27 protein-coding genes and 1 pseudogene are annotated in these 25,222 nt (G+C 35.9%); 7 read left to right on the forward strand and 21 right to left on the reverse strand.

Annotated features, from left to right (window positions below; genetic code table 11):
• Positions 1-38: 38 nt before the first annotated feature.
• Together ald and C564_RS0103940 are read right to left on the reverse strand one after the other, a co-directional pair.
• On the reverse strand, positions 39-1,172 hold the full coding sequence (gene ald / locus C564_RS0103935; protein WP_003201075.1) for an alanine dehydrogenase: 1,134 nt from the start codon (positions 1,170-1,172) through the stop codon (positions 39-41).
• Between the two features lie 276 nt (positions 1,173-1,448).
• Positions 1,449-2,246 (reverse strand): SDR family oxidoreductase, encoded by a 798-nt coding sequence (locus C564_RS0103940; RefSeq protein ID WP_003208709.1) that lies wholly within the window; start codon positions 2,244-2,246, stop codon positions 1,449-1,451.
• A gap of 148 nt (positions 2,247-2,394) precedes the next feature.
• Here C564_RS0103940 and C564_RS0103945 point away from each other — a divergent pair, with 148 nt between their 5' ends.
• Positions 2,395-2,853, forward strand: coding sequence for a universal stress protein (locus tag C564_RS0103945; protein ID WP_003201067.1), 459 nt, complete (start codon positions 2,395-2,397; stop codon positions 2,851-2,853).
• A gap of 43 nt (positions 2,854-2,896) precedes the next feature.
• On the opposite strand, the gene C564_RS0103950 is transcribed toward C564_RS0103945, so the two are convergent.
• Positions 2,897-3,592, reverse strand: coding sequence for a hypothetical protein (locus C564_RS0103950; protein ID WP_003201066.1), 696 nt, complete (start codon positions 3,590-3,592; stop codon positions 2,897-2,899).
• A gap of 115 nt (positions 3,593-3,707) precedes the next feature.
• On the opposite strand from C564_RS0103950, the gene C564_RS0103955 reads away from it, so the two are divergent.
• Complete coding sequence (locus C564_RS0103955; protein WP_000502255.1) at positions 3,708-3,887, forward strand: hypothetical protein; 180 nt, start codon at positions 3,708-3,710, stop codon at positions 3,885-3,887.
• A 135-nt stretch (positions 3,888-4,022) separates the two neighbouring features.
• Here C564_RS0103955 and C564_RS0103960 read toward each other — a convergent pair whose 3' ends face one another.
• The gene (locus C564_RS0103960; protein WP_003201064.1) at positions 4,023-4,364 is read right to left on the reverse strand and encodes a zinc ribbon domain-containing protein YjdM; all 342 of its coding nucleotides are present in this window, start codon (positions 4,362-4,364) and stop codon (positions 4,023-4,025) included.
• Positions 4,365-4,797: 433 nt separating this feature from the next.
• On the opposite strand from C564_RS0103960, the gene C564_RS0103965 reads away from it, so the two are divergent.
• Positions 4,798-5,367 carry a DinB family protein gene (locus C564_RS0103965; protein ID WP_018764488.1) on the forward strand — a complete coding sequence of 190 codons (570 nt, stop codon included), beginning with the start codon at positions 4,798-4,800 and terminating at the stop codon, positions 5,365-5,367.
• 50 nt (positions 5,368-5,417) lie between these two features.
• Here the strand turns inward: C564_RS0103965 and C564_RS0103970 are convergent, their stop codons facing one another.
• The 4 genes from C564_RS0103970 to C564_RS0103985 form a co-directional block, all read right to left on the reverse strand.
• Positions 5,418-5,648, reverse strand: coding sequence for a hypothetical protein (locus C564_RS0103970; RefSeq protein ID WP_018764489.1), 231 nt, complete (start codon positions 5,646-5,648; stop codon positions 5,418-5,420).
• Between the two features lie 296 nt (positions 5,649-5,944).
• Positions 5,945-6,298 carry a DUF3139 domain-containing protein gene (locus tag C564_RS0103975; RefSeq protein ID WP_026008456.1) on the reverse strand — a complete coding sequence of 118 codons (354 nt, stop codon included), beginning with the start codon at positions 6,296-6,298 and terminating at the stop codon, positions 5,945-5,947.
• 205 nt (positions 6,299-6,503) lie between these two features.
• Positions 6,504-7,892 carry an argininosuccinate lyase gene (gene argH, locus C564_RS0103980; protein WP_018764491.1) on the reverse strand — a complete coding sequence of 463 codons (1,389 nt, stop codon included), beginning with the start codon at positions 7,890-7,892 and terminating at the stop codon, positions 6,504-6,506.
• A complete protein-coding gene (locus tag C564_RS0103985; protein ID WP_018764492.1) occupies positions 7,889-9,094 on the reverse strand; it encodes an argininosuccinate synthase in 1,206 nt (401 codons plus the stop codon). Before C564_RS0103985 ends, argH begins: the two co-directional genes overlap by 4 nt.
• 167 nt (positions 9,095-9,261) lie before the next feature.
• On the opposite strand from C564_RS0103985, the gene C564_RS0103990 reads away from it, so the two are divergent.
• Complete coding sequence (locus tag C564_RS0103990) at positions 9,262-9,579, forward strand: hypothetical protein (RefSeq protein WP_018764493.1); 318 nt, start codon at positions 9,262-9,264, stop codon at positions 9,577-9,579.
• A 38-nt stretch (positions 9,580-9,617) separates the two neighbouring features.
• Here C564_RS0103990 and C564_RS0103995 read toward each other — a convergent pair whose 3' ends face one another.
• From C564_RS0103995 to C564_RS0104010, 4 genes are all read right to left on the reverse strand, one after another.
• Entirely contained in the window at positions 9,618-11,165 is a 1,548-nt protein-coding gene (locus C564_RS0103995) for a polyamine aminopropyltransferase (protein ID WP_003201050.1), read from the reverse strand.
• A gap of 235 nt (positions 11,166-11,400) precedes the next feature.
• Complete coding sequence (locus tag C564_RS0104000; RefSeq protein WP_006096142.1) at positions 11,401-11,814, reverse strand: DUF350 domain-containing protein; 414 nt, start codon at positions 11,812-11,814, stop codon at positions 11,401-11,403.
• Positions 11,815-11,827: 13 nt separating this feature from the next.
• Positions 11,828-12,454 (reverse strand): DUF4247 domain-containing protein, encoded by a 627-nt coding sequence (locus C564_RS0104005; protein ID WP_003208702.1) that lies wholly within the window; start codon positions 12,452-12,454, stop codon positions 11,828-11,830.
• A 125-nt stretch (positions 12,455-12,579) separates the two neighbouring features.
• On the reverse strand, positions 12,580-12,768 hold the full coding sequence (locus tag C564_RS0104010) for a hypothetical protein (protein ID WP_018764494.1): 189 nt from the start codon (positions 12,766-12,768) through the stop codon (positions 12,580-12,582).
• Between the two features lie 905 nt (positions 12,769-13,673).
• Here C564_RS0104010 and C564_RS0104020 point away from each other — a divergent pair.
• Entirely contained in the window at positions 13,674-14,324 is a 651-nt protein-coding gene (locus C564_RS0104020) for a YitT family protein (RefSeq protein ID WP_003201042.1), read from the forward strand.
• A 29-nt stretch (positions 14,325-14,353) separates the two neighbouring features.
• Here the strand turns inward: C564_RS0104020 and C564_RS0104025 are convergent, their stop codons facing one another.
• Positions 14,354-15,187 carry an EcsC family protein gene (locus C564_RS0104025; protein WP_018764496.1) on the reverse strand — a complete coding sequence of 278 codons (834 nt, stop codon included), beginning with the start codon at positions 15,185-15,187 and terminating at the stop codon, positions 14,354-14,356.
• Between the two features lie 109 nt (positions 15,188-15,296).
• On the opposite strand from C564_RS0104025, the pseudogene C564_RS33290 reads away from it, so the two are divergent.
• Positions 15,297-15,735 (forward strand): annotated as a pseudogene (locus C564_RS33290) (NUDIX hydrolase).
• A gap of 22 nt (positions 15,736-15,757) precedes the next feature.
• On the opposite strand, the gene C564_RS0104035 reads toward C564_RS33290, so the two are convergent.
• The 5 genes from C564_RS0104035 to C564_RS0104055 all read right to left on the reverse strand — a co-directional run bounded on the left by C564_RS0104035 (position 15,758) and on the right by C564_RS0104055 (position 20,257).
• Positions 15,758-16,951 carry an acetate kinase gene (locus C564_RS0104035; protein ID WP_018764497.1) on the reverse strand — a complete coding sequence of 398 codons (1,194 nt, stop codon included), beginning with the start codon at positions 16,949-16,951 and terminating at the stop codon, positions 15,758-15,760.
• Between the two features lie 293 nt (positions 16,952-17,244).
• Positions 17,245-18,234 (reverse strand): class I SAM-dependent methyltransferase, encoded by a 990-nt coding sequence (locus C564_RS0104040; RefSeq protein ID WP_018764498.1) that lies wholly within the window; start codon positions 18,232-18,234, stop codon positions 17,245-17,247.
• Positions 18,235-18,577: 343 nt separating this feature from the next.
• A complete protein-coding gene (gene tpx / locus C564_RS0104045) occupies positions 18,578-19,078 on the reverse strand; it encodes a thiol peroxidase (RefSeq protein ID WP_003201032.1) in 501 nt (166 codons plus the stop codon).
• 135 nt (positions 19,079-19,213) lie between these two features.
• Positions 19,214-19,609: a GerW family sporulation protein gene (ytfJ, locus tag C564_RS0104050; protein WP_006096135.1), complete on the reverse strand. Its 396-nt coding sequence runs from the start codon at positions 19,607-19,609 to the stop codon at positions 19,214-19,216.
• A 9-nt stretch (positions 19,610-19,618) separates the two neighbouring features.
• Complete coding sequence (locus tag C564_RS0104055) at positions 19,619-20,257, reverse strand: DUF2953 domain-containing protein (protein ID WP_018764499.1); 639 nt, start codon at positions 20,255-20,257, stop codon at positions 19,619-19,621.
• A 194-nt stretch (positions 20,258-20,451) separates the two neighbouring features.
• Between C564_RS0104055 and C564_RS0104060 the strand changes: the two genes are divergently transcribed.
• The gene (locus tag C564_RS0104060) at positions 20,452-21,255 is read left to right on the forward strand and encodes an NAD kinase (protein ID WP_018764500.1); all 804 of its coding nucleotides are present in this window, start codon (positions 20,452-20,454) and stop codon (positions 21,253-21,255) included.
• A 97-nt stretch (positions 21,256-21,352) separates the two neighbouring features.
• On the opposite strand, the gene C564_RS0104065 is transcribed toward C564_RS0104060, so the two are convergent.
• The 3 genes from C564_RS0104065 to mbcS all read right to left on the reverse strand — a co-directional run bounded on the left by C564_RS0104065 (position 21,353) and on the right by mbcS (position 25,139).
• Positions 21,353-22,915, reverse strand: coding sequence for an amidohydrolase (locus C564_RS0104065; RefSeq protein ID WP_018764501.1), 1,563 nt, complete (start codon positions 22,913-22,915; stop codon positions 21,353-21,355).
• Positions 22,916-23,001: 86 nt separating this feature from the next.
• A complete protein-coding gene (locus C564_RS0104070; protein ID WP_018764502.1) occupies positions 23,002-23,433 on the reverse strand; it encodes a VOC family protein in 432 nt (143 codons plus the stop codon).
• Positions 23,434-23,552: 119 nt separating this feature from the next.
• The gene (mbcS, locus tag C564_RS0104075; protein ID WP_018764503.1) at positions 23,553-25,139 is read right to left on the reverse strand and encodes an acyl-CoA synthetase MbcS; all 1,587 of its coding nucleotides are present in this window, start codon (positions 25,137-25,139) and stop codon (positions 23,553-23,555) included.
• Between the last annotated feature and the right edge of the window lie 83 nt (positions 25,140-25,222).

Below are 25,222 nucleotides of genomic sequence, written 5' to 3' on the forward strand. Positions count from 1 at the left end.
GACCTTCCTTATCCAAGGAAGGCCTCACAACTTTTCTATTATGATAAAGCAGGAGCTTTTTCAAGAAGCTCTTTCGCATCAGCATATTGTAAACCATGTGCTTCTGCAACTGCTTCGAATGTTACATAACCATCTAATGTATTAATACCTTTTAATAATGCAGAATTGCCTAGGCAAGCTTGTTTGTAGCCTTTGTTTGCAATTTGTACTGCATATGGTACTGTTACGTTTGTTAATGCAAGTGTAGATGTACGTGGAACCGCACCTGGCATGTTTGCAACTGCATAATGAACAACGCCGTGTTTTTCATAAGTTGGGTTATCATGAGTTGTAATGCGGTCAGTTGTTTCGAAAATACCACCTTGGTCAATCGCGATATCTACTACAACAGAACCTGGCTCCATTGATTTAATCATTTCTTCTGTTACAAGTTTTGGAGCTTTTGCACCTGGAATTAATACTGCACCGATTACAAGATCAGATTCTTTTACAGCTTCTGCAATGTTATATGGATTAGACATTAATGTTTTGACTTGATTGCCAAAAATATCATCTAATTGGCGAAGACGTTCTGCACTTAAGTCGATAATTGTTACGTCAGCACCTAAGCCTACTGCGATTTTCGCTGCGTTTGTACCAGCTTGGCCACCGCCGATAATTGTTACTTTACCGCGTTTTACCCCTGGAACGCCTGCAAGTAAGATACCTTTGCCACCTTTATTTTTTTCAAGGAATTGCGCACCGATTTGTGCAGACATACGACCAGCTACTTCACTCATCGGTGCAAGTAGTGGTAAAGAACGATTGTCTAATTGTACTGTTTCATAAGCGATTGATACTACTTTGTTGTCAATTAATGCTTTTGTTAATTCTGGTTCTGGAGCTAAGTGTAAGTATGTGAATAAAATTAAACCTTCGCGGAAATAACCATATTCGCTTTCTACTGGCTCTTTTACCTTCATAACCATCTCTTGATTCCATGCTTCCTCAGCAGTTTCAACAAGTTTTGCTCCAGCTTGTACGTACTCTTCATCTGTAAAGCCAGATCCTAAACCTGCACCCTTTTGAACAAAAATTTCATGACCATTGTGTACTAAATGTACAGCACCAGCTGGCGTCATTGCCACGCGGTTTTCGTTGTTTTTAATTTCTGTTGGAATACCGATACGCATTATTAATTCCCCCTTGAGTTATGAAATGACCCCTGAATCATTTTTTAAAGCGCTTTCTACGCTCTTATATTCTAACATAATATCTCAATATTTGACAAAAAATAATGCGAGTTTTCCGATAGATTTTGCCCCGCATTAACGGACAGTAATATCCCCCTCTCAAGATGAAAAAGCCCCAAAATCAGGTGGGGGATACACTATCCATAAATGCCCGATTGGTGAGGGCTAACCATCATTGAGGGATAAAGCTCCCCAATGATGGAAGTTTCACTTTATCTATTTTTGTCGATATCGGTGAATAACATCAACTGCCCCTGTTACTTCTATAATTGTGCCTGTAATCATATCGGAATCTTCTTCGCATAGAAACGAAATTGTTCGAGCAATATCTTCACCTGTTCCAGATCTACCAATTGGTGTTCTAATGTCTTTCATCGTACGCGCCTGCTGAATTGTCGCCTCTTTCATTTCACCAATAATATCTCCTGGACAAACCATATTCGCTGTAATGCCATATTCCGCTTCTTCATAGGCAATTGTTTTCGTTAACGAAACAAGTCCTACCTTTGCAGCCGCAAATGCAGAACGGTACATCCAGCCAGGTGCACTATCTGCCCCTTGAAATCCGTAATTGATAATGCGACCAAAATGCTGCTTCCTCATAATGGGAACGACAAGTTTTAATAAACGGAACACTGCTGTTAAATTCCCTTGTATCATTTCATTCCATTCATCTTCTTCGTAATCAATTAACTTTTTACGTTCAAACACATAAGGACCTGCATTATTAATCAAAAAATCAATTTTGCCAAAACGGCTAATTGCTTCTTCTACTATTTTATGTAAATCTTCTTTTTTCGTGACATCTGCTTGCACAAACTGTAGACGTTCTTCTATATTTTTATACTTTTCTTTCATTGTTTCTACAGCACTCATATCGCTATGATATGTTACAGTTACTGAATATCCTTTAGCTAATAAATTCTCTGTTACTTGCTTTCCTAAACCTTTCGTACCGGCCGTAATGAGCGCGTGTCTCACAAACATGCCTCCTTTTAAATTGCTATACTTCATATGTAACAAGTTCTCCCTACAATTACAACTAAAAAGAATTAGAACAGAGTTTTCAAAATTCTGTAACGTTTCTGGCAAGCACGTTACCATATTTTGTTTTATAATTAAGTTGTAAAAGCTTATAAAAACGAATTGGGAGGAATCTACTATGAATAATACATATACAAATATTTTAATTGCAGTGGACGGTTCCAAAGAAGCAGAAAAAGCCTTTAAAAAAGCAATTCAAGTCGCAAAGCGCAACAACGCAATATTAACAATCGCTCATATCGTTGATGTAAAAGCATACTCTGCTGTAGAGGCATATAGCCGCGCAATCGCTGAGCGTGCAAATCTCTTTGCAGAAGATTTATTAGAAGACTACAAAAAGACTGCAACTGAAGCTGGCCTTGAAAAAGTAGAAACTGTATTAGAATTCGGTAATCCAAAATCTAAAATCTCAAAAGAAATTGCTCCAAAACAAAAAGTAGATTTAATTATGTGTGGTGCAACTGGTTTAAACGCTGTAGAACGATTCTTAATCGGTAGCGTCTCTGAACATATTATTCGCTATGCAAAATGCGATGTCCTTGTTGTTCGTGGTGAAGAAGAGCAAGGTGACATTTAATAAATAACGAAAACACCAAGTCTTATGCAGACTTGGTGTTTTTTTATTTTATGTATTTTCCAATAAATATAAAACATGCTATACAGACTATGACAATTGCATATAAGGATGACGGTAAAAACTTCATTGCCCATAATCCCATTGTAATGGTTGCAAGTGTCAAATAACTCATTTTCGCATAGTATGTCATTTTTTTTCGTAAAAGAACTACATATAAATAACCAATTGGTGGTGTAACCAAACAAAGAATGAAGATAAGTGTTGAATTGAAATACCATTTTTGTTTAGCAAGTTGCTCCATTTCTTCTTCTATTATTCTATCCTCTTGTTCCTTTATATCTTTTTCAAAAGGATCCTCATCTTCCCCATTCTTTTCACTCATATAAGGAATAAAGTGAAAAAAGAAATAATAGAAAAACATTGTTGCTCCAAGCTTTAAATCGAATCCCTTTTCCGCTATACGTTCACTTACAAAACTCAGAACTATTGGAAAAACAAAAACATATGTCATCATCCAAAACGTTTTTTTTCGCTTTGTCCGTTGCCTCTCTTGTTCATTTTGTTTCTGCTTTTTTCTATATATCCAGAGTGAAATACAACAATCCATTACAAGTATACAAAAAATAAATAGGGCGATATACGTAGGTTTTATATATTGTAAAGTAACAATGGCAGGAAAAGCATATTTAAGTATAATAGCCGTATATAAAATAATAACAAACCTATAAAACAACTTCATCTTCCCTTCTTTTTTAATGTCCTAATAACGAAATGTTAACATATAAAATACAGGTATTGTTATACAATAAGGAAATTTCGGTTACGCTAAGAAAAAACGAAACGAGGGCTACTACATGGGAGATCACGAACGAATTATTTTAGATGTAAATGATGAAGAGCTGGAAATGCTCGATACGATCTGTTCGCATTTTAAAGAAAAACATGGCGTTGAGCTGAGCCATGGTGCACTCCTCCGTGATTTGATGGATATTGAGTATATTCGTATTACAGAAAACAGACATAAATATGAATAAGGAAAAATGACATAACATTACACTTATTAGAGGATATACAAACGTATATCCTCTTTTTTCATAATAAAAAGACGCTCATTACGTGACAAAATCACCTTACTGAACGTCTTTTCAATCACTTTTATAGGATTATCTTTATGCCTTTTTAACAAATTCAGATTTTAATTTCATTGCTCCAAAACCGTCAATTTTACAATCAATATCATGATCTCCATCAACTAAACGGATACTCTTTACTTTTGTACCTATTTTTATAACTGATGAAGTTCCTTTTACTTTCAGGTCTTTGATTACTGTTACAGCATCACCATCATTTAAAATATTTCCATTTGCATCTTTAACAACCTTTTTACCTTCACTGTTTTCAGTTTCTGATTCTAAAGCCCACTCATGAGCACACTCTGGACAAACAAAAAGACTTCCATCTTCATAAGTATATTCTGAATTACATTTCGGGCAGTTTGGTAAGTTTTGCATACTTTTTTATTTCCTCCATTATAAAAATTACTTTCAATTCCCTTTCTTATATCCTCGTAAACATAACAATTACGAAATTGAAATTCACAAGAAATAGGGATGTTCCTTATATACTGCCATAGTATTTCCAGATTGACAAGCCAGCTTTACATGAACATGTTTTCTAAAAAATAAAAGGAGAGTACATCGTATCATGCGCTCTCCTTTTTCTTACTCCTATGTCGGTACGGTTAACGTAGATTTTCAAATATACGACCTCATATGAAGAGTTGTTTTAGCATTAATTCCCCCTCCTGAAACACAAAAAAGTCACACTAATGGTATAATTAGGAAAATCAGAATGAATACATAAATTCATCTCACCGTATCGCTGAAGCATCACCTTTCATACGCTTGAAGATTTGGCGTGTAATAGAATGGAGGAGTCTAATAAATGAAATCTGAAAGTATCGCAAAACATTTCCATACATTACATCAGCAAAGATCTCAATTTCTCCCTAAACTACAATCACTTCCGCAAGAAGAACTATGGCATCGAAATGAAAATGGGAAATGGTCGATTGGGGAACATCTCTACCACCTGTACTTAATTACAAAAATGCTAAAAGTTGCAATTAAGTTTTCTTTGACACTTCTTCCCTATGCCAAGATAAGAAGAATTGCCCCGTGTGCAACTGAAATACATGACATCTATGCAGAATACAAAGAAAAAAACGGTAAAGGAATGAAGGCTCCTTGGATTCTAGTACCATCAAAAAAAATCTATTATTCTATGGATAGTAAAGAACTAGAACGATTGCTAGTAAACGAAACAAATGCAATCGAAGTATGCGTTCAGAATATAGAAGAAAATATCGCGGGGCACATTGTATTTTTGGATCCAATCGCTAAGTATCCAAACCTAATTCAAGCCATTCAACTTTTAGCGATACATGAGAACCATCATTTTTTAATCATTGAAAATATCTATAAAACGATGCATGCACGTAGTATAGAAGTATAAAAGCACTAAATCAGTGAGGGCTGAATCCCCCACTGATTTAAGTTTAAGTTTCACTTTATCTTTACTTCTTCTCCTACATATTCCAAATGCCAGGCATCTTGAATAGATAAGACTGAAATTTCATCTAAATTCTTTGTAAACCGAAGAAGTCCGTATTCTCCTGCATAAAATATGGAAGAGGTGATAGGGAAACAAGGATAGTACTGATCTTCATCTACAAACACTGCTTTATTCTGCACTTGTTCTTCTATCTGTAATTCAATATCTTTTATAGATAACATAGAGTATTACCTCTCTATTCTTTTTGAATTTCCTTTGAAGTAAACTCTTTAATAAGTTGGCATAATGGACGCTCCTTGCATTACTAAATTTTTCATCTATCCAAATTTCAACCTAAGATTACGAAACTCCTTTTTTCCGTTAGCATACTTATATCTTTTGCTAGTGGAAATATAATAAAAAAGAGGATACTTGGTTCCTGGACAGAACTTAGTATCCTCTCATGTTCATGAGAAATCATTCTATTTATATCGATTTTACACTTCAAAGTTCAAGTATCCACTCAACACTTTCTTTACTATTTAAGCTCTTGGTGTTTTCCGCCCATACCACCTGGTGCATTTGTTTGTTGATGAACAGAGGGTTTATTTGTCTTAGGATCCCGCCAAACTTTATAAGTATACGACTCATTAGATTCATCTTTAAACATTACATTCATACCATAAGAACCTTCTTTACTATAAAAGGCCGGTTTTATTGATAAAATATCACTTTCTTTATATCCTTTTTCCTGTAAGTGCCACATTGTTAGCATAATTGCTTCTTCTCGTTTTTCACGTTCTCCTACATACATATATTTATCTACCAGAAAAATTTTCGCGTTAAAACTTAAACTAATTAGTAGTACAAGAATAAAAATTATCTTTTTCATACATTCTCCTATCAAGTACAAATATCGTTCATGATCAACAACAAAAAAGTTTGAACCTTTTTTCTCTATATTATAAAAGGATACCATACTCATTTCCTAAAATATAGAAAATTAAATATTAGATAAACATCTGTATAAAAATATGATATATACAAAAAAGAGGATAATATGCTCCTATACAGAACATATTACCCTCTTCTCATCCTTATAAATTTACGGTCTCTCCCACTAGCAACTTCGCTTTTTCCAGCGCTTTTTGAATTTGTTCGAACCCTGTTCCACCTGCACTATTACGACGTTTCACTGCTGCATAAGGAGAAAGAACTTCATATAAATCCTCTTCAAATAACGGACTCATCTCTTGATATGTTTCTAGCGGTACATCTAATAAATAAATTCCTTTTTGTGTGCAATGAAGAACAAGCTTTCCGACAATTTCATGTGCCTGACGGAATGGAAGCCCTTTGCTTGCTAAGTAATCAGCAATTTCTGTTGCATTAGAGAAGTCTTGTTTTACGGCTTGCCCCATTTTTTCTTTATTTACAGTCATCGTTTCGAGCATGCCAGCCATAATATGCAGGCAGCCTTCTACTGTTTTAACTGTATCAAACATACCTTCTTTGTCTTCTTGCAAATCTTTATTATAAGCAAGCGGTAACCCTTTCATTACCGTTAATAAACTAAATAGGTTGCCGTATACTCTTCCTGTTTTACCACGGATGAGCTCGGCCATATCAGGATTTTTCTTTTGCGGCATAATGCTGCTTCCTGTTGCATATTGATCGCTCATTTCAATAAATTGAAACTCCTGACTGCTCCATAAAATGAGCTCTTCACAAAAGCGAGATAAATGCATCATTAATATGGATGAATTGCTAAGAAACTCTAATATGAAATCACGGTCACTTACCGCATCTAAGCTATTTTCATAGATTCCTTCAAAACCGAGAATCTCTGCGCTATACGCACGGTCAATCGGAAATGTCGTCCCTGCAAGAGCACCTGCGCCAAGCGGAGAAATATTAATGCGTCCCAGTGAATCTTCATAACGATTTACATCGCGCTCTAGCATCCAAAAGTATGCAAGCACATGATGAGCGAACGAAATTGGCTGTGCACGTTGTAAATGTGTATATCCCGGCATAATCGTTTCAATATTCTCTTCTGCTTGATGAACAAGAACCTTCTGCAACTTCTTCGCAGCCTTTATGATGGCCTGCACTTTTCCCTTTAAATATAAGTGCATATCTGTAGCAACTTGATCGTTACGACTTCGGCCTGTATGAAGCTTGCCTCCTACTTCACCGATTTTTTCAATTAACATCTTTTCAATATTTAAATGAATATCCTCAGCTTGGACAGAAAACGCAAGCTTATTTTCTTTTGCTTCATCTAGTAAATGTTGTAAACCTTCTTTTATTTTCTCTGCTTCTTCTTTTGTTACAATTCCCTGTTTCGCCAGCATCGTAATATGCGCAATACTACCTTCAATATCTTGATTCGCTAATTGCTGGTCAAAGGAGATGGAAGCTCCAAACTCCTCGACCCATTCTTCTGCTTCTGCTGTAAAGCGACCTCCCCAAAGTTTGCTCACGCTTCCACCTTCTTTTGATTCACTTGGCTGTATACTTTTGTTGGAAGACCAAATAAAGAAATAAAGCCAACTGCTGCATCATGGTTAAATTCATCATCCACTGTATATGTCGCTAATTTTTCATCATATAGAGAGTATTCTGATTTACGTCCTTCTACAATTGCATGACCTTTAAACAATTTCACACGTACTGTGCCTGTTACGGATTTTTGTGTTTCATGTAAGAAAGCAGCAAGTGCTTGTTTTAAAGGTGAGAACCATAAACCGTTATAAATTAATTCTGTTAATTTTTGTTCAATCATCGGTTTAAAATGAGCGACTTCTTTTACAAGTGTTAAATCTTCTAATTCTTTATGCGCTGTAAGTAATGTCATTGCCGCTGGGCATTCATACACTTCACGTGATTTAATCCCAACAAGACGGTTTTCTACATGATCAATACGTCCAACACCGTGTTTTCCAGCAAGCGAATTTAACGTTTTGATAAGTTCTGCAAGTGAATAAGAAGTGCCGTTTAATGTTGTTGGTACCCCTGATTCAAATCCAATTTCCACAAACTCTGGTTTATTCGGTGTATCTTCTAATGCTAACGTCATTTCATATGCATCTTCTGGAGGTGCTGCCCATGGATCTTCTAAAATTCCACATTCATTGCTACGTCCCCATAAGTTTTGGTCAATGGAAAACGGACTATCTAAATTGATTGGAATCGGTACATCATTTTCTTTTGCATACGCAATCTCTTCTTCACGTGACCATTTCCATTCACGTACTGGCGCAATCACTTCTAAATACGGATTTAATGCTTGGATAGAAACTTCAAAGCGAACTTGGTCGTTCCCTTTTCCTGTACATCCATGTGCAACAGCACTTGCCCCTTCCTGCTCCGCGATTTCTACTAGTTTTTTCGCAATTAACGGACGTGATAATGCTGAAACAAGTGGATATTTCCCTTCGTATAACGTATGACCTTGCAATGCCATCAATGCATATTCATTCGCGAATTCTTCCTGCACATCAATCATATAAGATTTAATAGCACCTACTGAAATTGCTTTTTCTTTTACAAATTCTAAATCTTTACCTTCCCCTAAATCTAAGCAAAGCGCAATAATATCGTAATTTTTCTCTTGTAACCATTTAATTGCAACGGAAGTATCCAGACCTCCGGAATATGCTAGAACAACTTTTTTCTTCTCCATTTTCATATCCCCCTAAAGAATAAATATTCATTATTATTAATATTAATTCAAACTTTAACATCTTTCACAAAATGAATCAAGGGATATTAGCAAAAAAAATTCTAACAATTCCATCGAACTTCTTTCTTTTTTTCGATACAATGGAAACAGAAAATGGGGGTGTCTATATGGAACAATATTTTATATACGATGAACACCTAGGAATAGAAGTACCTGACTTACAACTAGAATGGGAAGATATCCCTGAAAAAATGCAGCATGCTATTTTATTAAAGTGGGAACAAATTCGCGGAAAAATACCTGATCGTATAAAAGAACTTGAATATCATATTAATCAAAAACAACATCGTTTAAATAACGAAGAAAACTTTGAAATTTCCTGTAGCCTCAATTCTGAAATCGCTGATCTTGCCTCCATCATTAACGATTTATGGCTTTGGTATCGCCTTACTCAAAATGTATCTGAGGGGAAAGCGCATCAATAATAAGCCAAATAAAAAAGCATCTACAAATAGATGCTTTTTTAATAGTAATTCCATCCCTTTTCATATAGGTCTAATAAATTGGGCTCATTCAAACGGTTAACCGGTAATTCAATTACCTCCCCATTCTTTGTGATTATCTCATCTTCATCTTTCCCAAATTGAAATAGAGATGGAATCATTTCTTCTGCCAAATATTCCGTATCTACAGTAAGCTTCATACTATTTATTTTAAATTGTTCTCTAGACGCAATTGTAAATCCCCAATTTCCAAATGAAGGGATATCTAAATGATAATTTTTTGCATATAGTCCTGTAGATTTTACTGTCTTACTAATTGTCCAAAAAGCTTCTGTTGCAAATACTGGTGACGTAGATTGGATGGAAACAAATCCTTCCTGAGATAAATGATTTCTAACAAGACTGTAAAATTCCCATGTGTAAAGTTTATTCAGTGCCTCATTATTGGGATCGGGTAAATCAATGATGATTACATCATAAAAATCATTCGTTTGTTTTAAAAAGTTGAATGCATCATCATTAACAAAATTCATTTTACTAGAACGAAATGAATTTTGATTTAATCGTAGTAAATGAGGATTTTCTTTAGCTAGCTTAATCATCTCTGGATCTAAATCAACTAAAGTAATTCTTTTTACCTCTTTGTATTTTAAAATCTCTCTCGTCGCTAAACCATCTCCCCCGCCTAATACTAAAACATTTTGTTTTTTAGGAGCGAGAGACATCGGAATATGTACTAAAGCTTCATGGTATCTATGTTCATCAGCCTCTGAGAATTGCAGCTGTCCGTTTTGGTATAACCGTACATCTCCAGGGCCTTTCGTCATAATAATTTTTTGATATTTTGTTTGCTTTTTTAATACAACCGGATCTCGATATAACTTATTTTCTAATGTATACGCATATCTTTCTCCAAACAGAAAACCCAGTGCTATTATAATCGTTAAAATCATGCCAGTAACTCGTAAGTAAACATGATTCATTTCTTTTTTAAAGACAAAGCTTAACCATACCGCAACAAGGATATTGATGAGCGCAATGAAAAAGGCTGTCTTAATAAGACCTAACATTGGTCTCAATAATAAAGCAAACGTCACGGTTCCGATTAAACTGCCCGCATAATCAAAGAAAAGCACTTTTGCAGTAGATTCCTTTAAATCAGCATTAATTTCTTCTGATTTCCGAATTAAAAGCGGTAATTCTAAACCAGTTAAATAACCTGTGACAACAATAATGGAATATAAGATAATTTTAGCTGTCCCGTCACCAAAGTGAGCTTGCATAAAGAAAACCATAAAAATAGAAAATCCACCAATAATGGCAATAAGGTATTCTGTTACAATAAACGTCGATAATAAGTGACGATGAAATTTTTCACTATGCATCGCTCCAATACCCATGCCACTTAAAAAGAGCCCTATCGTTAAACAATAAAAAAGCGTAGAATCCCCAAACAAATATCCACCTGCCGCTCCATATAAAACCTGATATACAATGCCACAAATTGATACAATCCCTGATGAAGTGAAGATTCTTCTTTTCTGAATCGATTTTTCCTTTTCTGTCATACCTGCACTCCTTTAATAAAGTAGAACTTCCACCAGTGAAGGCCCCGCTGATGGAAAGTCCGCTCCAATCAGGCTTTAACGGGCAGTTATCTTCCACCTATATTCCTCGCTCTCTCTGAATATTGAGGTGAGATACTTACCGTCCGATAAAACGAGATAAACTCTTTTCATTTAATCAGAATAAAATATATTTTCATTGTTTCATAGAAAAAAGAACCTGCGCTGGCAAGTTCTTCTACGAAATAGCTCCCGATGTTATTAATGCTATTGCTAAGGAAATACTTGCAGCGATAATTCCTACCGCAACATTTCCACTTTCAATTTCTTTATCAACACGAACGCGCGGAGTGAGAAACTCAAAGATAAAATAACCAATTAGCATAAGTACAAAACCAATAACACCCCAAATTGCCGCACCAAGAAGAGAATCATTCGTAGCAATAGCTGATTTCATAATTAACGTAATCCCTATTATTTTTCCAAAAAACTGAATGGCAACAGCTTTATTTCCTTTTAGTAACTGCTCCCGATCATTATACGGTGTAATCATTTCAAAAATAAACATACAAATGATTGTTACACCTAATAAAACAACAAAATAAAGAAGCGTATGTAATACTTCTTGTACATCTAAAATTTCATTAAACATAAACCATATCCCCCTATTTCCCTGTTCCTGGGCCACCGCCACGAACTGTACTCCCGCTTCGTATGGAGCCGCTCTCTGATGATTTTTTTTCAATGTTCACTGAAAAGCCTCTACCGCCAGATCCTGAAGAACTCGAGCCTTCTTCCTCTTGGAAATTAGCAGGATTATTGCTAAAAGCACTTACGTATCCTCTGTAACCACTTCTTTTTTTCTTATTATCAAAATCTGCTTTATTCCAACCATAAAGCGTAGCAGCAACACCTAATACACCCATTGTTTCAAGTAAAGAGAAATCATAACTATTTTCAGCAAAATCTTCATTTGCTACCTCAACAACTGTATGATTTGAATTTATTGGATCCTGAGTGATTTGGATAAATTCTTCATTGGAACTTTCAGGATACAGAATAAACATTTCTGTATCACTTTCTTTCGAAACATACTTTGGCTTTTCATTAGCAATGATTTCTTGCGCCACTTCTTTTACAGTTTTGTTTTCCACTGTGTAGACCTGAGCACTATCACCTAAATCATTTTCCATTGTTTCAATGTGCTCATAGTTAGATGAGACAAACCCATCTGTACTACAAGCTGTTAAAATTAATAGTAACGATGAGATAATCAAAAAAATTTTTTTCATTGTGAACGATATTACCCCCTGTAGTAAATTACGTTTTCAATTATAATTGGGTTATATAGGAAAAACCACTAAAATATGATATCGCTACAAAAAATCCTTCCTGCTTACGAGAAATACGTTTCATTTCATTTTTTATAACAAGCTTTGCAATATACTTTTTGTGCTGATTTAGCCAAGTATACATCAAACGGTCCAACTAACAAGTTCCGTTCTTTCGGTAACTTTATAAAAGCAACAAGTTCTTCTTCATATTGAATCTTTCTCTGGCAAGCAGAACACTTCAATTCTTTTCTTTTAAACGTATCTTTGAACATGCTATATTCTTCCCCTCCATCAACCTATATTAATATCATCTCATAAAGATTTACTTTTGTGAAAAATTCACATTTCATGTCCTCTTTTTCATATACTAATGAAAAAAGTTTGTAAGAAAAACACTACTCTAACGGAGGTAGAATCTTATGAAAGCTTTATTTATTATCATTTTAACTCTTCTTAGTGTCATTAGTTGGGATGCTTTCTTCAAAGAGAAAGATGATACCCCAAAAATGGACGATTAAACTTCAATGATTCTTTCCATCACTTATTGGACAAACCCTTAGAACCATTTTCCAATTTCTAAACAACTAGGACTATCCTACAAAAACATTTAAGAATAACAGCATGCTTCTTGTAAACCGACAAATTCTGTAGTTTTTCTCCGGTTATTGTCGGTTTCCATCCGCATACATTTTTTGAAAGTATGATATAATAATATAAAATCTTTTACAGAAAGGATTTAGATATCATGATCGCTCGAAGGAGCATGTGGCATCGAATTGACGAATCTTACACGTAGCGTACTTTTTCAGCTCAGATCCTTTAGTCTAGCGAAAAAAATACGAGAGTGGGGAAATTATGATTGCCCGAAGGATAATTTGGCAACGAAAAGACTCTTCTTACACATAGCGTTTTGTTTAAGTCGCATTGATCATTGCTAAACAAAACAAAGAAGAGGGCAGGATTGCTAAATAACAAATCCTACTCCACGTTTTGTTTAGTCGTTTTTAGGCTTAAACTAAAACGAAAGTAGGGAGAATTGATGGACGAGAGGATTATTCGTTATTTCTTCAGCGATATATAGCGTAGTTAGTTTGATGTAAACTAACTGAAAGCTATAAGGCTCGTAGTTAGTTTACAAGACGAAAAGAACTACTAACTACGGAAAGAAGGAATAACGATGAGGAACATCCAAAGTCGACAAATTATTAAAGAAATTTTTATGGTTTTAATCGGTTCATTTATCCTATCTGCAGCACTATATCACATTCATTTTCAAAACCACTTAACAGAAGGTGGCTTTGTAGGAATCGCGCTATTTATACAAAACTTTTTTGATATTTCACCGTCAATTTCAACTGTATTGATGGATATCCCGATCATTTTACTATGCGCTACATTTTTAGGTAAAAAGATGGTTGGTTATTCATTTATGGGTTCAATTTCATTCGGAGTGTTTTATTCTTTAATGGAAAACTATTCTCCATTCACGGTAGATTTATCAAATCATTTATGGATAGCCGCAGTATTGGGCGGTGTGCTAGCTGGTATTGGACTCGGTTTTATATTACGATTTGGTGGTGCAACCGGCGGCGACGATATTTTAACAATTGTACTAAGTAAAAGAACTCGCTTTACAATTGGTCAGATTTTCTTCGTCTTTGATGCGATCGTGCTTGCACTTTCATTATATTATTTAACTTGGACAGAAATTGCTTTTACTATTCTTTCAATTGCCCTACAGGCAAAGACGCTCGATTTAATTTATTATCCAGCAAAAGAAAAGAAAACAGTATCTATTCCAATGTCAAAACAACATGCAACAAACTAAAAAGCGAAAGGCTCCGGCCTCTCGCTTTTTTATGCTCTTTTTTCTTTTTCTACTATGTAACGCACTTGATAAAACCTGTTTGCAAACTCTGTTACATTCCGTGTTAAACGATAATTCACCGTAGAACCAATTACAATTCCTAACACAGGAATGCCTTGAAATAGTTTATGGCGAAGCGCATAAATAGAAAAAGTCTTCAAAATTTGTTTTAACACAACTTCTGTAGAAGCTGGTTTTAATACTTCTTCTTCCCCTTCATAAAAGAACGAATCTTCTTGTTCTAGTTCTTGAAGTAAGTTATACCAAGCATATTGCTGGAGCCTTGTTGGTAACAATGCCGCATGGAATACCTTTAAAGCGAGCATCATTTCATAAGGCTTGTTCACATCATGACCAAACGATGTTGCAATAAGCTGAACCGCCTTTACATTTAATGCAATCATGACAGGAAAGTCAGCTGTTAATAATAACAAACCACCTACTCCGGTTGTACCTCCCTGTACGAAAGAATATAAACGATGACGCGCCGTCTGCTGCTCTGCTATGTATGTTAATTGATCAATGGATAATGCTTTCAATTCTTCCAGCTGTTCAACCGATTCATCAAACAACCGTGCTGTTCCTAAAATACGATTTCTTGCATCAAGCTGTGATTGTGAACTTTGAATCAATGCATGGAGATGGAATAACCATCCGTCTACTTTCGCAAAAAACTCTTTTCGCTTTTTCTCAGGAAACTTTGCAACAGTACTATGCAACCACTTATCAAATACCTTTTGAAAATCGGTAGGCTCCTGTTCTAATAATTTCATTTCCCAATTTTTAACATTTTGTAAAATGGCTTGTTCTCGCTTTGATCGCATCGTAACAACCACCTCGCTCAATTTTTTTCTATTGTAACATATTTCCGGTTTTTCTTTGTAAATCTGATAAGCTAAACATATATTTATCCAGTACATGGGAGGTTACTATATGTACCCACGCGCAAAGGCATTTGGAATTGTACTTCACAACGAACGAATTCTCGTTCAAGAGTATCTTACGGAAAGTGAAACGTATTAACAGACCACTCGGTGGTTCTATTGAATTTGGAGAGAAATCAGATGAAACAGTGATTCGTGAATTTAAGGACGAACTTAATGAACAAGTAGAAATTACAACTTACTTAGGATGTCTTGAAAATATCTTTTACGCAAACGAAGAAATCGGCCATGAGATCATTCAATTGTATTCTCTTCATTTTGTAGATACGTCGCTTTATGAGATCAAAACAATTCCTATTATAAACGGAGAACCCCATACATATGCGACGTGGATTCCAATTACAGCATTTCTGAATCAAGAAAAAGTATTGTATCCAAATGGACTAACGAAATTTGTTGCCACAAAAAGAAAAGACGGAACCCTATAGGATCCCGTCTTTTTTACATATATTAACCAAGGTTTCCAAGACGTAATACGTCACGAGCAATCATAACTTCTTCGTCAGTTGGAATTACGATAATTTTTACTGGAGAGTGTGGGAAGCTGATGAATGCTTCTTCTCCATGAATGTTGTTACGTTTTGGATCGAAGTATACTCCCATAAACTCAAGGCCTTCTAATACACGCTCACGAATTAGAGTACTGTTTTCTCCAATACCAGCTGTAAAGATGATTGCGTCTACACCTTTCATACGAGCTGCATAAGAACCGATATATTTATGAATACGCTCTACGAATACATCTAACGCTACTTCTGCACGGTGGTTTCCTTCTTTTTCCGCTTGTTCGATGTCACGTAAGTCACTAGAGAATCCAGAAAGGCCTAGCATACCACTTTTCTTGTTTAATACGTTCAGAACTTCTTCTACAGATTGTCCTGTTTTTTGCATGATGTATGGAATTAACGCAGGGTCAAGGTTACCAGAACGTGTACCCATTGTTACACCAGCAAGTGGAGTGAAGCCCATAGAAGTATCAATAGATTTTCCACCTTCTACAGCTGCAATACTTGCACCGTTACCTAAGTGGCAAGAAAGTAAACGTAAGCTTTCAAGTGGACGACCTAATAATTCAGCTGCACGCTGTGTTACATATTTATGAGAAGTTCCGTGGAAACCGTATTTACGGATGCCGTATTTCTCATAGTATTCATATGGTAAGCTGTATAAGAAAGATTCTTCCGGCATTGTTTGATGGAATGCTGTATCGAATACTGCAACTGCTGGTACGTTAGGAAGTACTGCTTGGAACGCTTTAATACCAACAACGTGTGCTGGATTATGAAGTGGTGCTAATTCGCTTAAATTTTCAATTTCCGCTAATACTTCGTCAGTAATTAAAGCAGAATCATCAAATTTTTCACCGCCGTGTACAACGCGGTGACCGATACCGCTAATCTCATCAAGAGATTTTACGATTCCGTTTTCAGTTAATTTGTTAAGTAATATATTAACTGCTACTCCATGATCTGGTATACTTGTTACTTCTGTTTGTTTTTCACCGTTCACAGTAATTGTGAAGATACTATCTTCTAAACCGATACGTTCTACTAAACCTTTTGTTAGTACTGTTTCACTTGGCATTTCAAATAATTGGAATTTCAAGGAAGAGCTTCCTGCATTAATCGCGATGATTTTTGACATCTAGTCTTTCGCCCCTTTTTTCTCTTGGTAGTTGTGTGGATAAGACCACAAACCGCTCGATTTTATCTGATTAAATGTACCAAAGATGAAAACGTTTCATCCCCAGTAAATTTTATACTCACGAATTTAATTTAAACATCGTACGACATATATTTCAAGTGAAAAAATTGTAACACCAAGAAAAAATATATATTACAGATTTCAAAAAAATTCAGTTTTATCTTGTATATATTTAAAATTATTACGCACAATACAAAACTGTACTATATCTAAGAATAATTCTGTTACACACATTACGATTTATGAGTTGCAAACCAACTGTTCAATTGAGCCATCATATTCTCCATTGCTTTCATATTGGAAAACTTAGGTAATTCCACTAATAACGCTTGTTTTGGCATCACTACATTTGGACCTTTCTTTTGGAGAACAAATATACTTTTTGCATTTTTCTCGTTTTTAAACATGGAAACAGGAAGCTGTAATAATCCTTGAATATAGCTTGTTTCTTTAATAAAAGCATGTAGTTTTGGTGCTTGATCACTTTCAAAGATGAAGTTTGGTACTAAGAAGAATAAATAGCCACCTTCTTTTGTATGTTTTACACTTTGTTCAATAAAAAGATGGTGTGCATAAGACATTCCTTCATCTGCTTTTAAAGTATATTCACTTGCACCGATTTCGTTTGGATAAAACCCGATTGGTAAATCACAAACAACCACATCAACTGGATCAATATATAGCGGCGCTAACCCATCTTGATTAAAGAACTCAATTGCTTGCTTTTGTAAATTTGCATTCACTAAAGCAAGTCTAACGAGTAAGTCATCCACTTCTACACCAAATCCACTTATCGTTGTCCCTTCTTGAGCACCATTAAAGATTGTTGTCATTAAGTTTCCTGTTCCAATAGCAGGATCTAACACCGTGATGTCTTTTTGACCCTTCATAAATTTCTGGAACAAGTAGTTCATAAACATCCCAACTGCATCAGGCGTCATTTCATGATTGGCTTGTATGCCATCTTTCATTCCTTTTAAAATGGCAAGCTGAAATGCTTTGCGAAGTTCCTCGCTTTTATATTTTTCTTCATTAAACTTACTATATTCACGATTCAACCGTTCAATTGTTGATTCAGATAATCCCTCTTGCAGAACCGCTCCTTCAAACAGGTTATCCCCTGTTTCCACAAGCGCTTCTAAATATGTTACATCTAATTCTTTACGTAAAATTACGGTAGAAGAATCAAAAATAGAAAATAATGTTTCTACTGTCTGACTCACATACACTCCTCCTTCTGTCAATTACACATAACTTATATCATACCATAAAGTGAAACTTTAATCAGTGGGGAGGTTTCTTCATCCCCACTGATTATTAGCCCTCACCAATCGGGCATTTACGGGCAGTTTATCTCCCAACTAGCTTCTTTATGTTACTGCACCTTAAGGTAGGAGATTTACTGCCCGTTAATGCGGGGTAATCTAATTTTTTCCCAAAAGAAAAAGCAGCCTCTATGTCATGAGACCGCTAAATTATATCGACGCTTTTTCAAATATATCGACCGTTCGACAATATACAACACGCCTGACAAGAAAAAACGACCTCTATAAGAGATCGTCTTCATTACTTCGCAGCTTTTGCTGCTTCTAATGCTGCTTCATAATTTGGATGGCTCGTACCTTCACTTACGTATTCTACGTAAACTACTTTGTCGTTGCTGTCTACTACGAATACTGCACGAGCAAGTAAACGAAGCTCTTTCATTACTACGCCGTAAGCTTCACCGAATGAAAGGTCACGGTGATCAGAAAGTGTTGCTACGTTTTCTAAGCCGTTTGCTGCACACCAGCGTTTTTGAGCGAATGGTAAGTCCACACTAATTGTTAGTACTTTTGCGTTCTCAATACCAGCTGCATCTTGGTTAAAACGACGAGTTTGTGCATCGCATACACCTGTATCGATAGATGGTACAACACTAATTAATTTTACTTCACCTTTGTATGTTTCTAAACTTACTGGAGATAAGTCATTTGCTAATACTTGGAAGTTTGGCGCTTGATCGCCAACTTTAACTTCTGTTCCAACTAAAGTGATTGGGTTACCTTTAAAAGTTACGTTTGCCACTTGAAAATCCTCCCTTATTTAAACAAAATATGTACACTGTAAATGATAGTTTGTCCCTATACAGAATGCAAACAAAATCGCTTTATTTACAAAAAAAATAAAGAAGCTAATCAATCGATTAGCTTCTTTTCGCTGTTAGATTTCAAATTCTGGTTCATCGCCTTTTCGCTTCTCCATCATTTCCTTCACTTTATCAACAGCTTGTGGTGCTAACTCAATGATCTTATCAATCACATGTGTCTGTTTATCTAAATGTAACACTTTTACGCCTTGTCCATTTATAACGAGAAAAGCGACAGGGTTAATTGAAACACCGCCACCACTCCCGCCTCCAAATGGATGACGACCAGAGCTCTCTACTTTTCCAAATTCGCTCCCACCAGCAGCAAACCCAAAACTCACTTTAGAAACTGTTAAAATCACGCTTCCGTCAGCTGCTTTAATTGGGTCGCCAATAATTGTATTTACATCAGTCATTTGTTTTAAATGCTGCATTGCAGTTGTCATTAAACCTTGAATTGGATGGTCCATTTTATCCCCCTATGCTTGTACAGATTTTTCTGTTATACCAGATCTTTGTTTTCTCATAAACAAGAGTAATTTCACTCCTGTTGTTACGGCACGATATATACGAAAGGAGGCTGTTAATTCACCTTTCGATGCAAATCCCTTTCCTTGAAACACAGGTGTAATCTCAAATTCCGGTATATCAATAACATGCGTATATTGTCCCAAGACCCCAGCTGCCATTCCTTTTATCCCCCATGCATATCCAGTGACAATTCCGGTACTAGCTGCATCACCCGTTCCAATTTGCGAATGCCATTTCCATCTATTGATTTTCACTTTTTTAAGAAAACCTTTAATAATAGTATGGATCTCTTGAAGCTTTTTTATCAGTTCCCCGATGCTATCAAGCTGCGCCATGATTTTATTTTCCATACCGCCATCTTTCTCTGCCTTTTCGATTTTTTGTCCAGTCTTTTTTTGCTGTTTTTCAATTCTTTCCAGCACATCAAATGTATATCCAATCATCCATATTTTCACTTGAAATAAACATTGTTTCTCCATTTCTGAATATAAAAACGTCACTTTAAGCGATAGTTTCGACAATAGTATAAATAAAATGAGCAAGAGAAAAATGCCAATTCCAATTACAAGCCATTTCATACGTACCATCCTTTCACTCCATATCCATTATCGACAGGTTCAAACAGGATTAAACAACCCGCAATGAAATTGAATATAGGAATTTTTCTAAAAACAAAGAGGGATTTTGACATTTTATATCGAAATATATTATTTGAGCATACCATCAGAATTTTTTCTAATGGAGCACAACGCTAAATTTGACTGCAATGGAGGGATACACAATGGCAGATCGTCGCAATTTATTTTTCTTTTATGGTGATGACAAAGCTACGCTTATCGAAAAAATGAAGCCAATATATCGTATTTTAGAGGACAATGGATTTACCATATTAGATCATCCAAAAAATGCAAACGCTATCGTCAGTGTTGGAGATGACGGCACCTTCTTACAAGCCGTTCGTAAAACAGGCTTCAGGGAAGATTGCTTATATGCAGGAGTTTCTACGAAAGATGAAATTTCTTTCTACTGTGATTTCCATATTGACCATGTCGATACAGCCCTTCAAGAAATTACACAAAATGAAATTGAAGTGCGAAAATATCCAACAATCCAAATAGATGTTGATCAAGATACATCTTTCCATTGTTTAAATGAGTTTTCTTTACGCTCTAGTATCATTAAAACATTTGTAGTGGATGTGCATGTTGATGATTTATATTTCGAGACATTTAGAGGAGACGGTCTAGTTATTTCTACACCGACAGGAAGTACAGCTTATAATAAGTCATTGCATGGTGCAGTTGTTGACCCATTAATTCCATGCTTCCAAATAAGCGAACTTGCTTCTTTAAATAACAACACATACCGTACACTTGGATCACCGTTCATCTTAAATCATGAACGAACATTAACATTAAAGCTTACTCCGGACGGTAATGATTATCCTGTTATGGGAATGGATAACGAAGCACTTAGCATTAAACAAGTTGAAAAAGCAGTTGTTCGCTTAAGTGATAAACAAATTAAAACAGTAAAACTAAAAAATAATTCGTTCTGGGAAAAAGTACAGAGAACATTTTTATAGAAAAAAGAGTGCTGAGGGGGTTCCCAGCACTCTTTTTTCATGATTTACATGTCGTTTTTTTGCATAAACATTCATATCTTGTGTCGAAACACCAATATTATTTCTGATATACAATTCGACCATCTATTATAGTTACAGTAACTTGAATATCCTTTATTTCCTCTGCTTCAACTTCAAATATGTCACGGTCCATGATAGTAAAATCAGCTTCATATCCTTTAACAATTTTACCACGCTTATTTTCCTTACCAATCGCATAAGCACTTCCAGTCGTAAATAAGGAAACTGCTTCATATACCGTTAATCTCTCTTCAGGTATGTAACATGTTCCATCAATAAAACTTCGCCGCGTGACTGCACTATAGATTCCTAAAAACGGATTTACTTGTTCAATTGGCGCGTCTGATCCACCGCAACAATGTAATCCCACGCCGAGTAATGTTTTCCATGCATAGGCATACTGAAGACGATGCTCCCCTAACTTTTCAATGACTGAGGGAAAATCAGATGAGACAAATACAGGCTGAATATCAATAATAGCTTGCAAATGCTTCATCCGCTGTATTAACTCTTCACGAACAAGCTGACAATGAATAATACGATCACGCAGTCCCTCTGCCGGAGGATATAACTCCAGTGCATCAATTACATATTCAAGGGATAAATCACCGATTGTATGAATCGCAGCTGGCATCCGTAAATTACGTGCTTTCTTCACTAATTCCGCGAGCTCTTCACGAGAGAAAATAGCTACTCCATTTGTTTCCTTCGCATCTTCATATGGCTCGCTTAATAGTGCTGTTCGTCCGCCAAAGGAACCGTCTGAAAAAATTTTCATTGCTCCAAATTCAATATAATGCTCATTTTCATATTCTTTTCGTTCATCTGCCACTTCATGATGAACGAGTAAATGTGCTTTAAAAGGCATTTCCTTTATTACGTGTAAAAATGCATTATACGTTTTTTGAAAACCACCGTAATAATTTAAGTCTTCTGTATGCCCACCTACTAATCCATATTTCCAGCAATCTTGAATGGCTGTTTGTAGCGCTCTTTGCAAATAAGCTTCATCAATTTCCGGCTGGACATGCTTAATTAATTCTTGCGCTTGTTCATACAACAGGCCTGTTAGTTCTCCGGATACTCCACGCCCAATCTTTCCACCTTTTGGGTCTGACGTTTCCGCTGTTATATTTGCTTTTTCGAGTATGTAAGAATTCACCCATGTCACATGACGACAAACACGCTTTAATAAAATGGGATGCTCCTTTGAAATGGCATCTAAATCACGAACGTGGACGCTTTTGGTATCTGTGAAATTATTTTCATTCCAGCCTTCGCCAATAATCCATGTACCTAATCTTGTTTCTTTCACTCGTTCAGCTACAAGCTCAATCATTTCCTTATAAGACGTACAAGCGGATAAGTCTAAACGGAGCAGTCGTTCTCCATGCCCAATAAGATGCATATGGCTATCAACAAGACCTGGTATCATCGTTCTTCCTTCTAAATTGTGTATCTTCTCAGGCTGATAACGACTCTCTAAGTCCTTTTTATCCCCTACACCTATAATCATCCCATCTTCTATATAAACAGCTTCTACTTTCTCATTCTCTTCCTTCATCGTGTAAATATTTCCGCCGTGCCAAATCTCTCCCATCTTCTCATCCCCTTTTCTTTTTAGTCTACGAAATTAAAACGTAGAAAAAAAGCACCACTTTACGTAACATGGTGCTTTTCCAAAAATTAATTATGATCAGCTGGAACTGTTGAAACTTGCCATTCTACATTAAATTTATCTTTTACTTGCCCATACGCCGGGCTCCAGAAAGTTTCTTGGATTGGCATGATTACTTGACCGCCATCTTGCAATTTTTCAAATACTTCTTTTGCTTTTTCTGCATCACTTATTCTAATAGCTACAGTTACTTGTGATCCAATTTGGTACGGTTGTCCCGGGAATGTATCAGAAATCATAAGGTCCATATTACCGACTTTTAAATGTGCATGTAAAACGCGGTCTTTCACTTCATCTGGAACAGTGAATTCTGGATTTTCAGGCATTTCTCCAAAAGTCTGAATGACTTCAACTTTTGCATCCAATGCATGTTCATAAAACTTCACTGCTTCTTGTCCATTACCATCCAAAACTAAATACGGATTAATACCTAAAATCATAAAAGGCACCTCTTTTTCCAATTTTTTAGTAGTTATTTCACACCACAAACAGAACGTACGTTCCTATAAATAATATCATAATCTTACATGTACTTGCAACAATCTAATTCCATTTTTTCTTACTTTATCCCTAATCCCATTTCTTGTTTTCTAAGTTCGACGCGTCTAATTTTTCCGGAAATTGTTTTTGGTAGTTCGTCTACAAATTCAATTTTGCGAGGGTATTTATATGGTGCTGTTAATTCTTTAACATGTTCTTGAAGTAAAGGAATCAGCGTGTCTTCTTTTTCTTGTACATTTTCTCTTAAAACGATAAATGCCTTTACGACACTTCCGCGAATTTCATCTGGACTTGCCACAACAGCACACTCTCTTACATACGGATGTTTCACAAGTGCATCTTCAACTTCAAATGGTCCAATTGTATAGCCAGAGCTAATGATAATATCATCCCCGCGCCCCTCGAACCAAAAATAGCCTTCTTCGTCTTTTGTCGCTTTATCACCTGTAATATAATAATCACCGCGAAATTGCATAGCTGTCCGCTCATCATCTTTATAATATTGTTTAAAAAGTGCTGGCGTTTCAATATGAACAGCAATATCACCGACTTCTCCTACAGATACAGGTTGTCCTTTTTCATTTACAATATCTACATGATTACCTGGCGTTGGTTTTCCCATTGATCCTGGCTTAATTTCCATTCCTTTCATAACGCCAACGAGCAACGTATTTTCTGTTTGTCCATACCCATCCCTGACTGTAACGTTAAAATGATTTTGAAATGTTTCTATTACCTCTCGGTTCAGTGGCTCTCCTGCAGATACAGCACTATGTAAAGCTGTTAAATTATATTGCTGTAAGTTCTCTACTTTTGCCATTAAACGATATTCTGTCGGCGTACAGCAAAGCACATTCACTTTATTATCATCTAATAATTGCAAATATGTTTTCGGTTCGAATTTACCGTGATATACAAATCCTGTTGCGCCTGAACCGAGTGTTGCTAAAAACGGGCTCCAAATCCATTTTTGCCATCCTGGACTTGCCGTTGCCCATACAACATCATTCTCCTCTATTCCAAGCCAATTCGGAGCGCTTGTACGCAAATGTGCATATGCCCAAGCGTGTGTATGTACAACGCCCTTTGGATTCCCTGTCGTCCCTGATGTATAGGATAAAAAGACCATATCTTCTCGGTCTGTCTTTGCGATTTCTAATTCATCACTTTCTGTTTCTAACGCATCTTTTAAATTAATCCAACCATCTACTGACTGCTCGCTCAGTACAAATTTTCGAAGGGACTCCATCATCTCTACATCTTCAAATTGTTCGATATACGGTTCATAACTGACAATTGCCTTTACTTCTCCATGCCGTAAACGATATTCAATATCTTTTTTCCGAAGCATTTCTGAACTTGGAATGACCACAAACCCTGCTTTAATTGCCGCAATGTACGTCATATACGCCTCAATTAAGCGTGGCATCATAATGAGAAGCTTATCCCCTTTTTGCAAACCACTCTTTATAAAAGCGTTTCCAATTTTATTCGCACCTTGTATTAATTCAAGGTATGTAACCTCTCGCCTATTCCCTTCGTCATCTTGCCAAATTAAAGCCAGCTTCTCTTTTTCATTTGTATATTTTTCTATCTCCGCAACTAAGTTATAAGACATTGGTGCTAACAATTCTTCTCTATTCATAATCTCATCCTCCTTTATCTATGCCTCCCTTATATAATAAAGAATTTTCAGTAAATTTTAAACCTACTTCTTTTGACAAATTT

Source organism: Bacillus sp. 105MF, from assembly GCF_000374885.1.
GTDB classification, from domain to species: Bacteria; Bacillota; Bacilli; order Bacillales; family Bacillaceae_G; genus Bacillus_A; species Bacillus_A pseudomycoides.

What these genes read in the sequence shown, in the direction of transcription:
- C564_RS0103995 (WP_003201050.1), bottom strand. Translation starts at nt 11,165, where the DNA reads ATGACAGAAAAGGAAAAATCGATTCAGAAAAGAAGAATCTTCACTTCA.
- C564_RS0104060 (WP_018764500.1), top strand. Translation starts at nt 20,452, where the DNA reads ATGGCAGATCGTCGCAATTTATTTTTCTTTTATGGTGATGACAAAGCT.
- C564_RS0103985 (WP_018764492.1), bottom strand. Translation starts at nt 9,094, where the DNA reads ATGGAGAAGAAAAAAGTTGTTCTAGCATATTCCGGAGGTCTGGATACT.
- C564_RS0103970 (WP_018764489.1), bottom strand. Translation starts at nt 5,648, where the DNA reads ATGTTATCTATAAAAGATATTGAATTACAGATAGAAGAACAAGTGCAG.
- C564_RS0103945 (WP_003201067.1), top strand. Translation starts at nt 2,395, where the DNA reads ATGAATAATACATATACAAATATTTTAATTGCAGTGGACGGTTCCAAA.
- C564_RS0103955 (WP_000502255.1), top strand. Translation starts at nt 3,708, where the DNA reads ATGGGAGATCACGAACGAATTATTTTAGATGTAAATGATGAAGAGCTG.
- C564_RS0104070 (WP_018764502.1), bottom strand. Translation starts at nt 23,433, where the DNA reads ATGATTTTAGGTATTAATCCGTATTTAGTTTTGGATGGTAATGGACAA.
- C564_RS0104020 (WP_003201042.1), top strand. Translation starts at nt 13,674, where the DNA reads ATGAGGAACATCCAAAGTCGACAAATTATTAAAGAAATTTTTATGGTT.
- C564_RS0104035 (WP_018764497.1), bottom strand. Translation starts at nt 16,951, where the DNA reads ATGTCAAAAATCATCGCGATTAATGCAGGAAGCTCTTCCTTGAAATTC.
- C564_RS0104010 (WP_018764494.1), bottom strand. Translation starts at nt 12,768, where the DNA reads ATGTTCAAAGATACGTTTAAAAGAAAAGAATTGAAGTGTTCTGCTTGC.
- C564_RS0103990 (WP_018764493.1), top strand. Translation starts at nt 9,262, where the DNA reads ATGGAACAATATTTTATATACGATGAACACCTAGGAATAGAAGTACCT.
- C564_RS0104025 (WP_018764496.1), bottom strand. Translation starts at nt 15,187, where the DNA reads ATGCGATCAAAGCGAGAACAAGCCATTTTACAAAATGTTAAAAATTGG.
- ald (WP_003201075.1), bottom strand. Translation starts at nt 1,172, where the DNA reads ATGCGTATCGGTATTCCAACAGAAATTAAAAACAACGAAAACCGCGTG.
- C564_RS0103965 (WP_018764488.1), top strand. Translation starts at nt 4,798, where the DNA reads ATGAAATCTGAAAGTATCGCAAAACATTTCCATACATTACATCAGCAA.
- C564_RS0104005 (WP_003208702.1), bottom strand. Translation starts at nt 12,454, where the DNA reads ATGAAAAAAATTTTTTTGATTATCTCATCGTTACTATTAATTTTAACA.
- C564_RS0104065 (WP_018764501.1), bottom strand. Translation starts at nt 22,915, where the DNA reads ATGGGAGAGATTTGGCACGGCGGAAATATTTACACGATGAAGGAAGAG.
- C564_RS0103950 (WP_003201066.1), bottom strand. Translation starts at nt 3,592, where the DNA reads ATGAAGTTGTTTTATAGGTTTGTTATTATTTTATATACGGCTATTATA.
- C564_RS0104000 (WP_006096142.1), bottom strand. Translation starts at nt 11,814, where the DNA reads ATGTTTAATGAAATTTTAGATGTACAAGAAGTATTACATACGCTTCTT.
- C564_RS0103940 (WP_003208709.1), bottom strand. Translation starts at nt 2,246, where the DNA reads ATGAAGTATAGCAATTTAAAAGGAGGCATGTTTGTGAGACACGCGCTC.
- ytfJ (WP_006096135.1), bottom strand. Translation starts at nt 19,609, where the DNA reads ATGGACCATCCAATTCAAGGTTTAATGACAACTGCAATGCAGCATTTA.
- mbcS (WP_018764503.1), bottom strand. Translation starts at nt 25,139, where the DNA reads ATGAATAGAGAAGAATTGTTAGCACCAATGTCTTATAACTTAGTTGCG.
- C564_RS0103960 (WP_003201064.1), bottom strand. Translation starts at nt 4,364, where the DNA reads ATGCAAAACTTACCAAACTGCCCGAAATGTAATTCAGAATATACTTAT.
- C564_RS0103975 (WP_026008456.1), bottom strand. Translation starts at nt 6,298, where the DNA reads ATGAAAAAGATAATTTTTATTCTTGTACTACTAATTAGTTTAAGTTTT.
- C564_RS0104055 (WP_018764499.1), bottom strand. Translation starts at nt 20,257, where the DNA reads ATGGTACGTATGAAATGGCTTGTAATTGGAATTGGCATTTTTCTCTTG.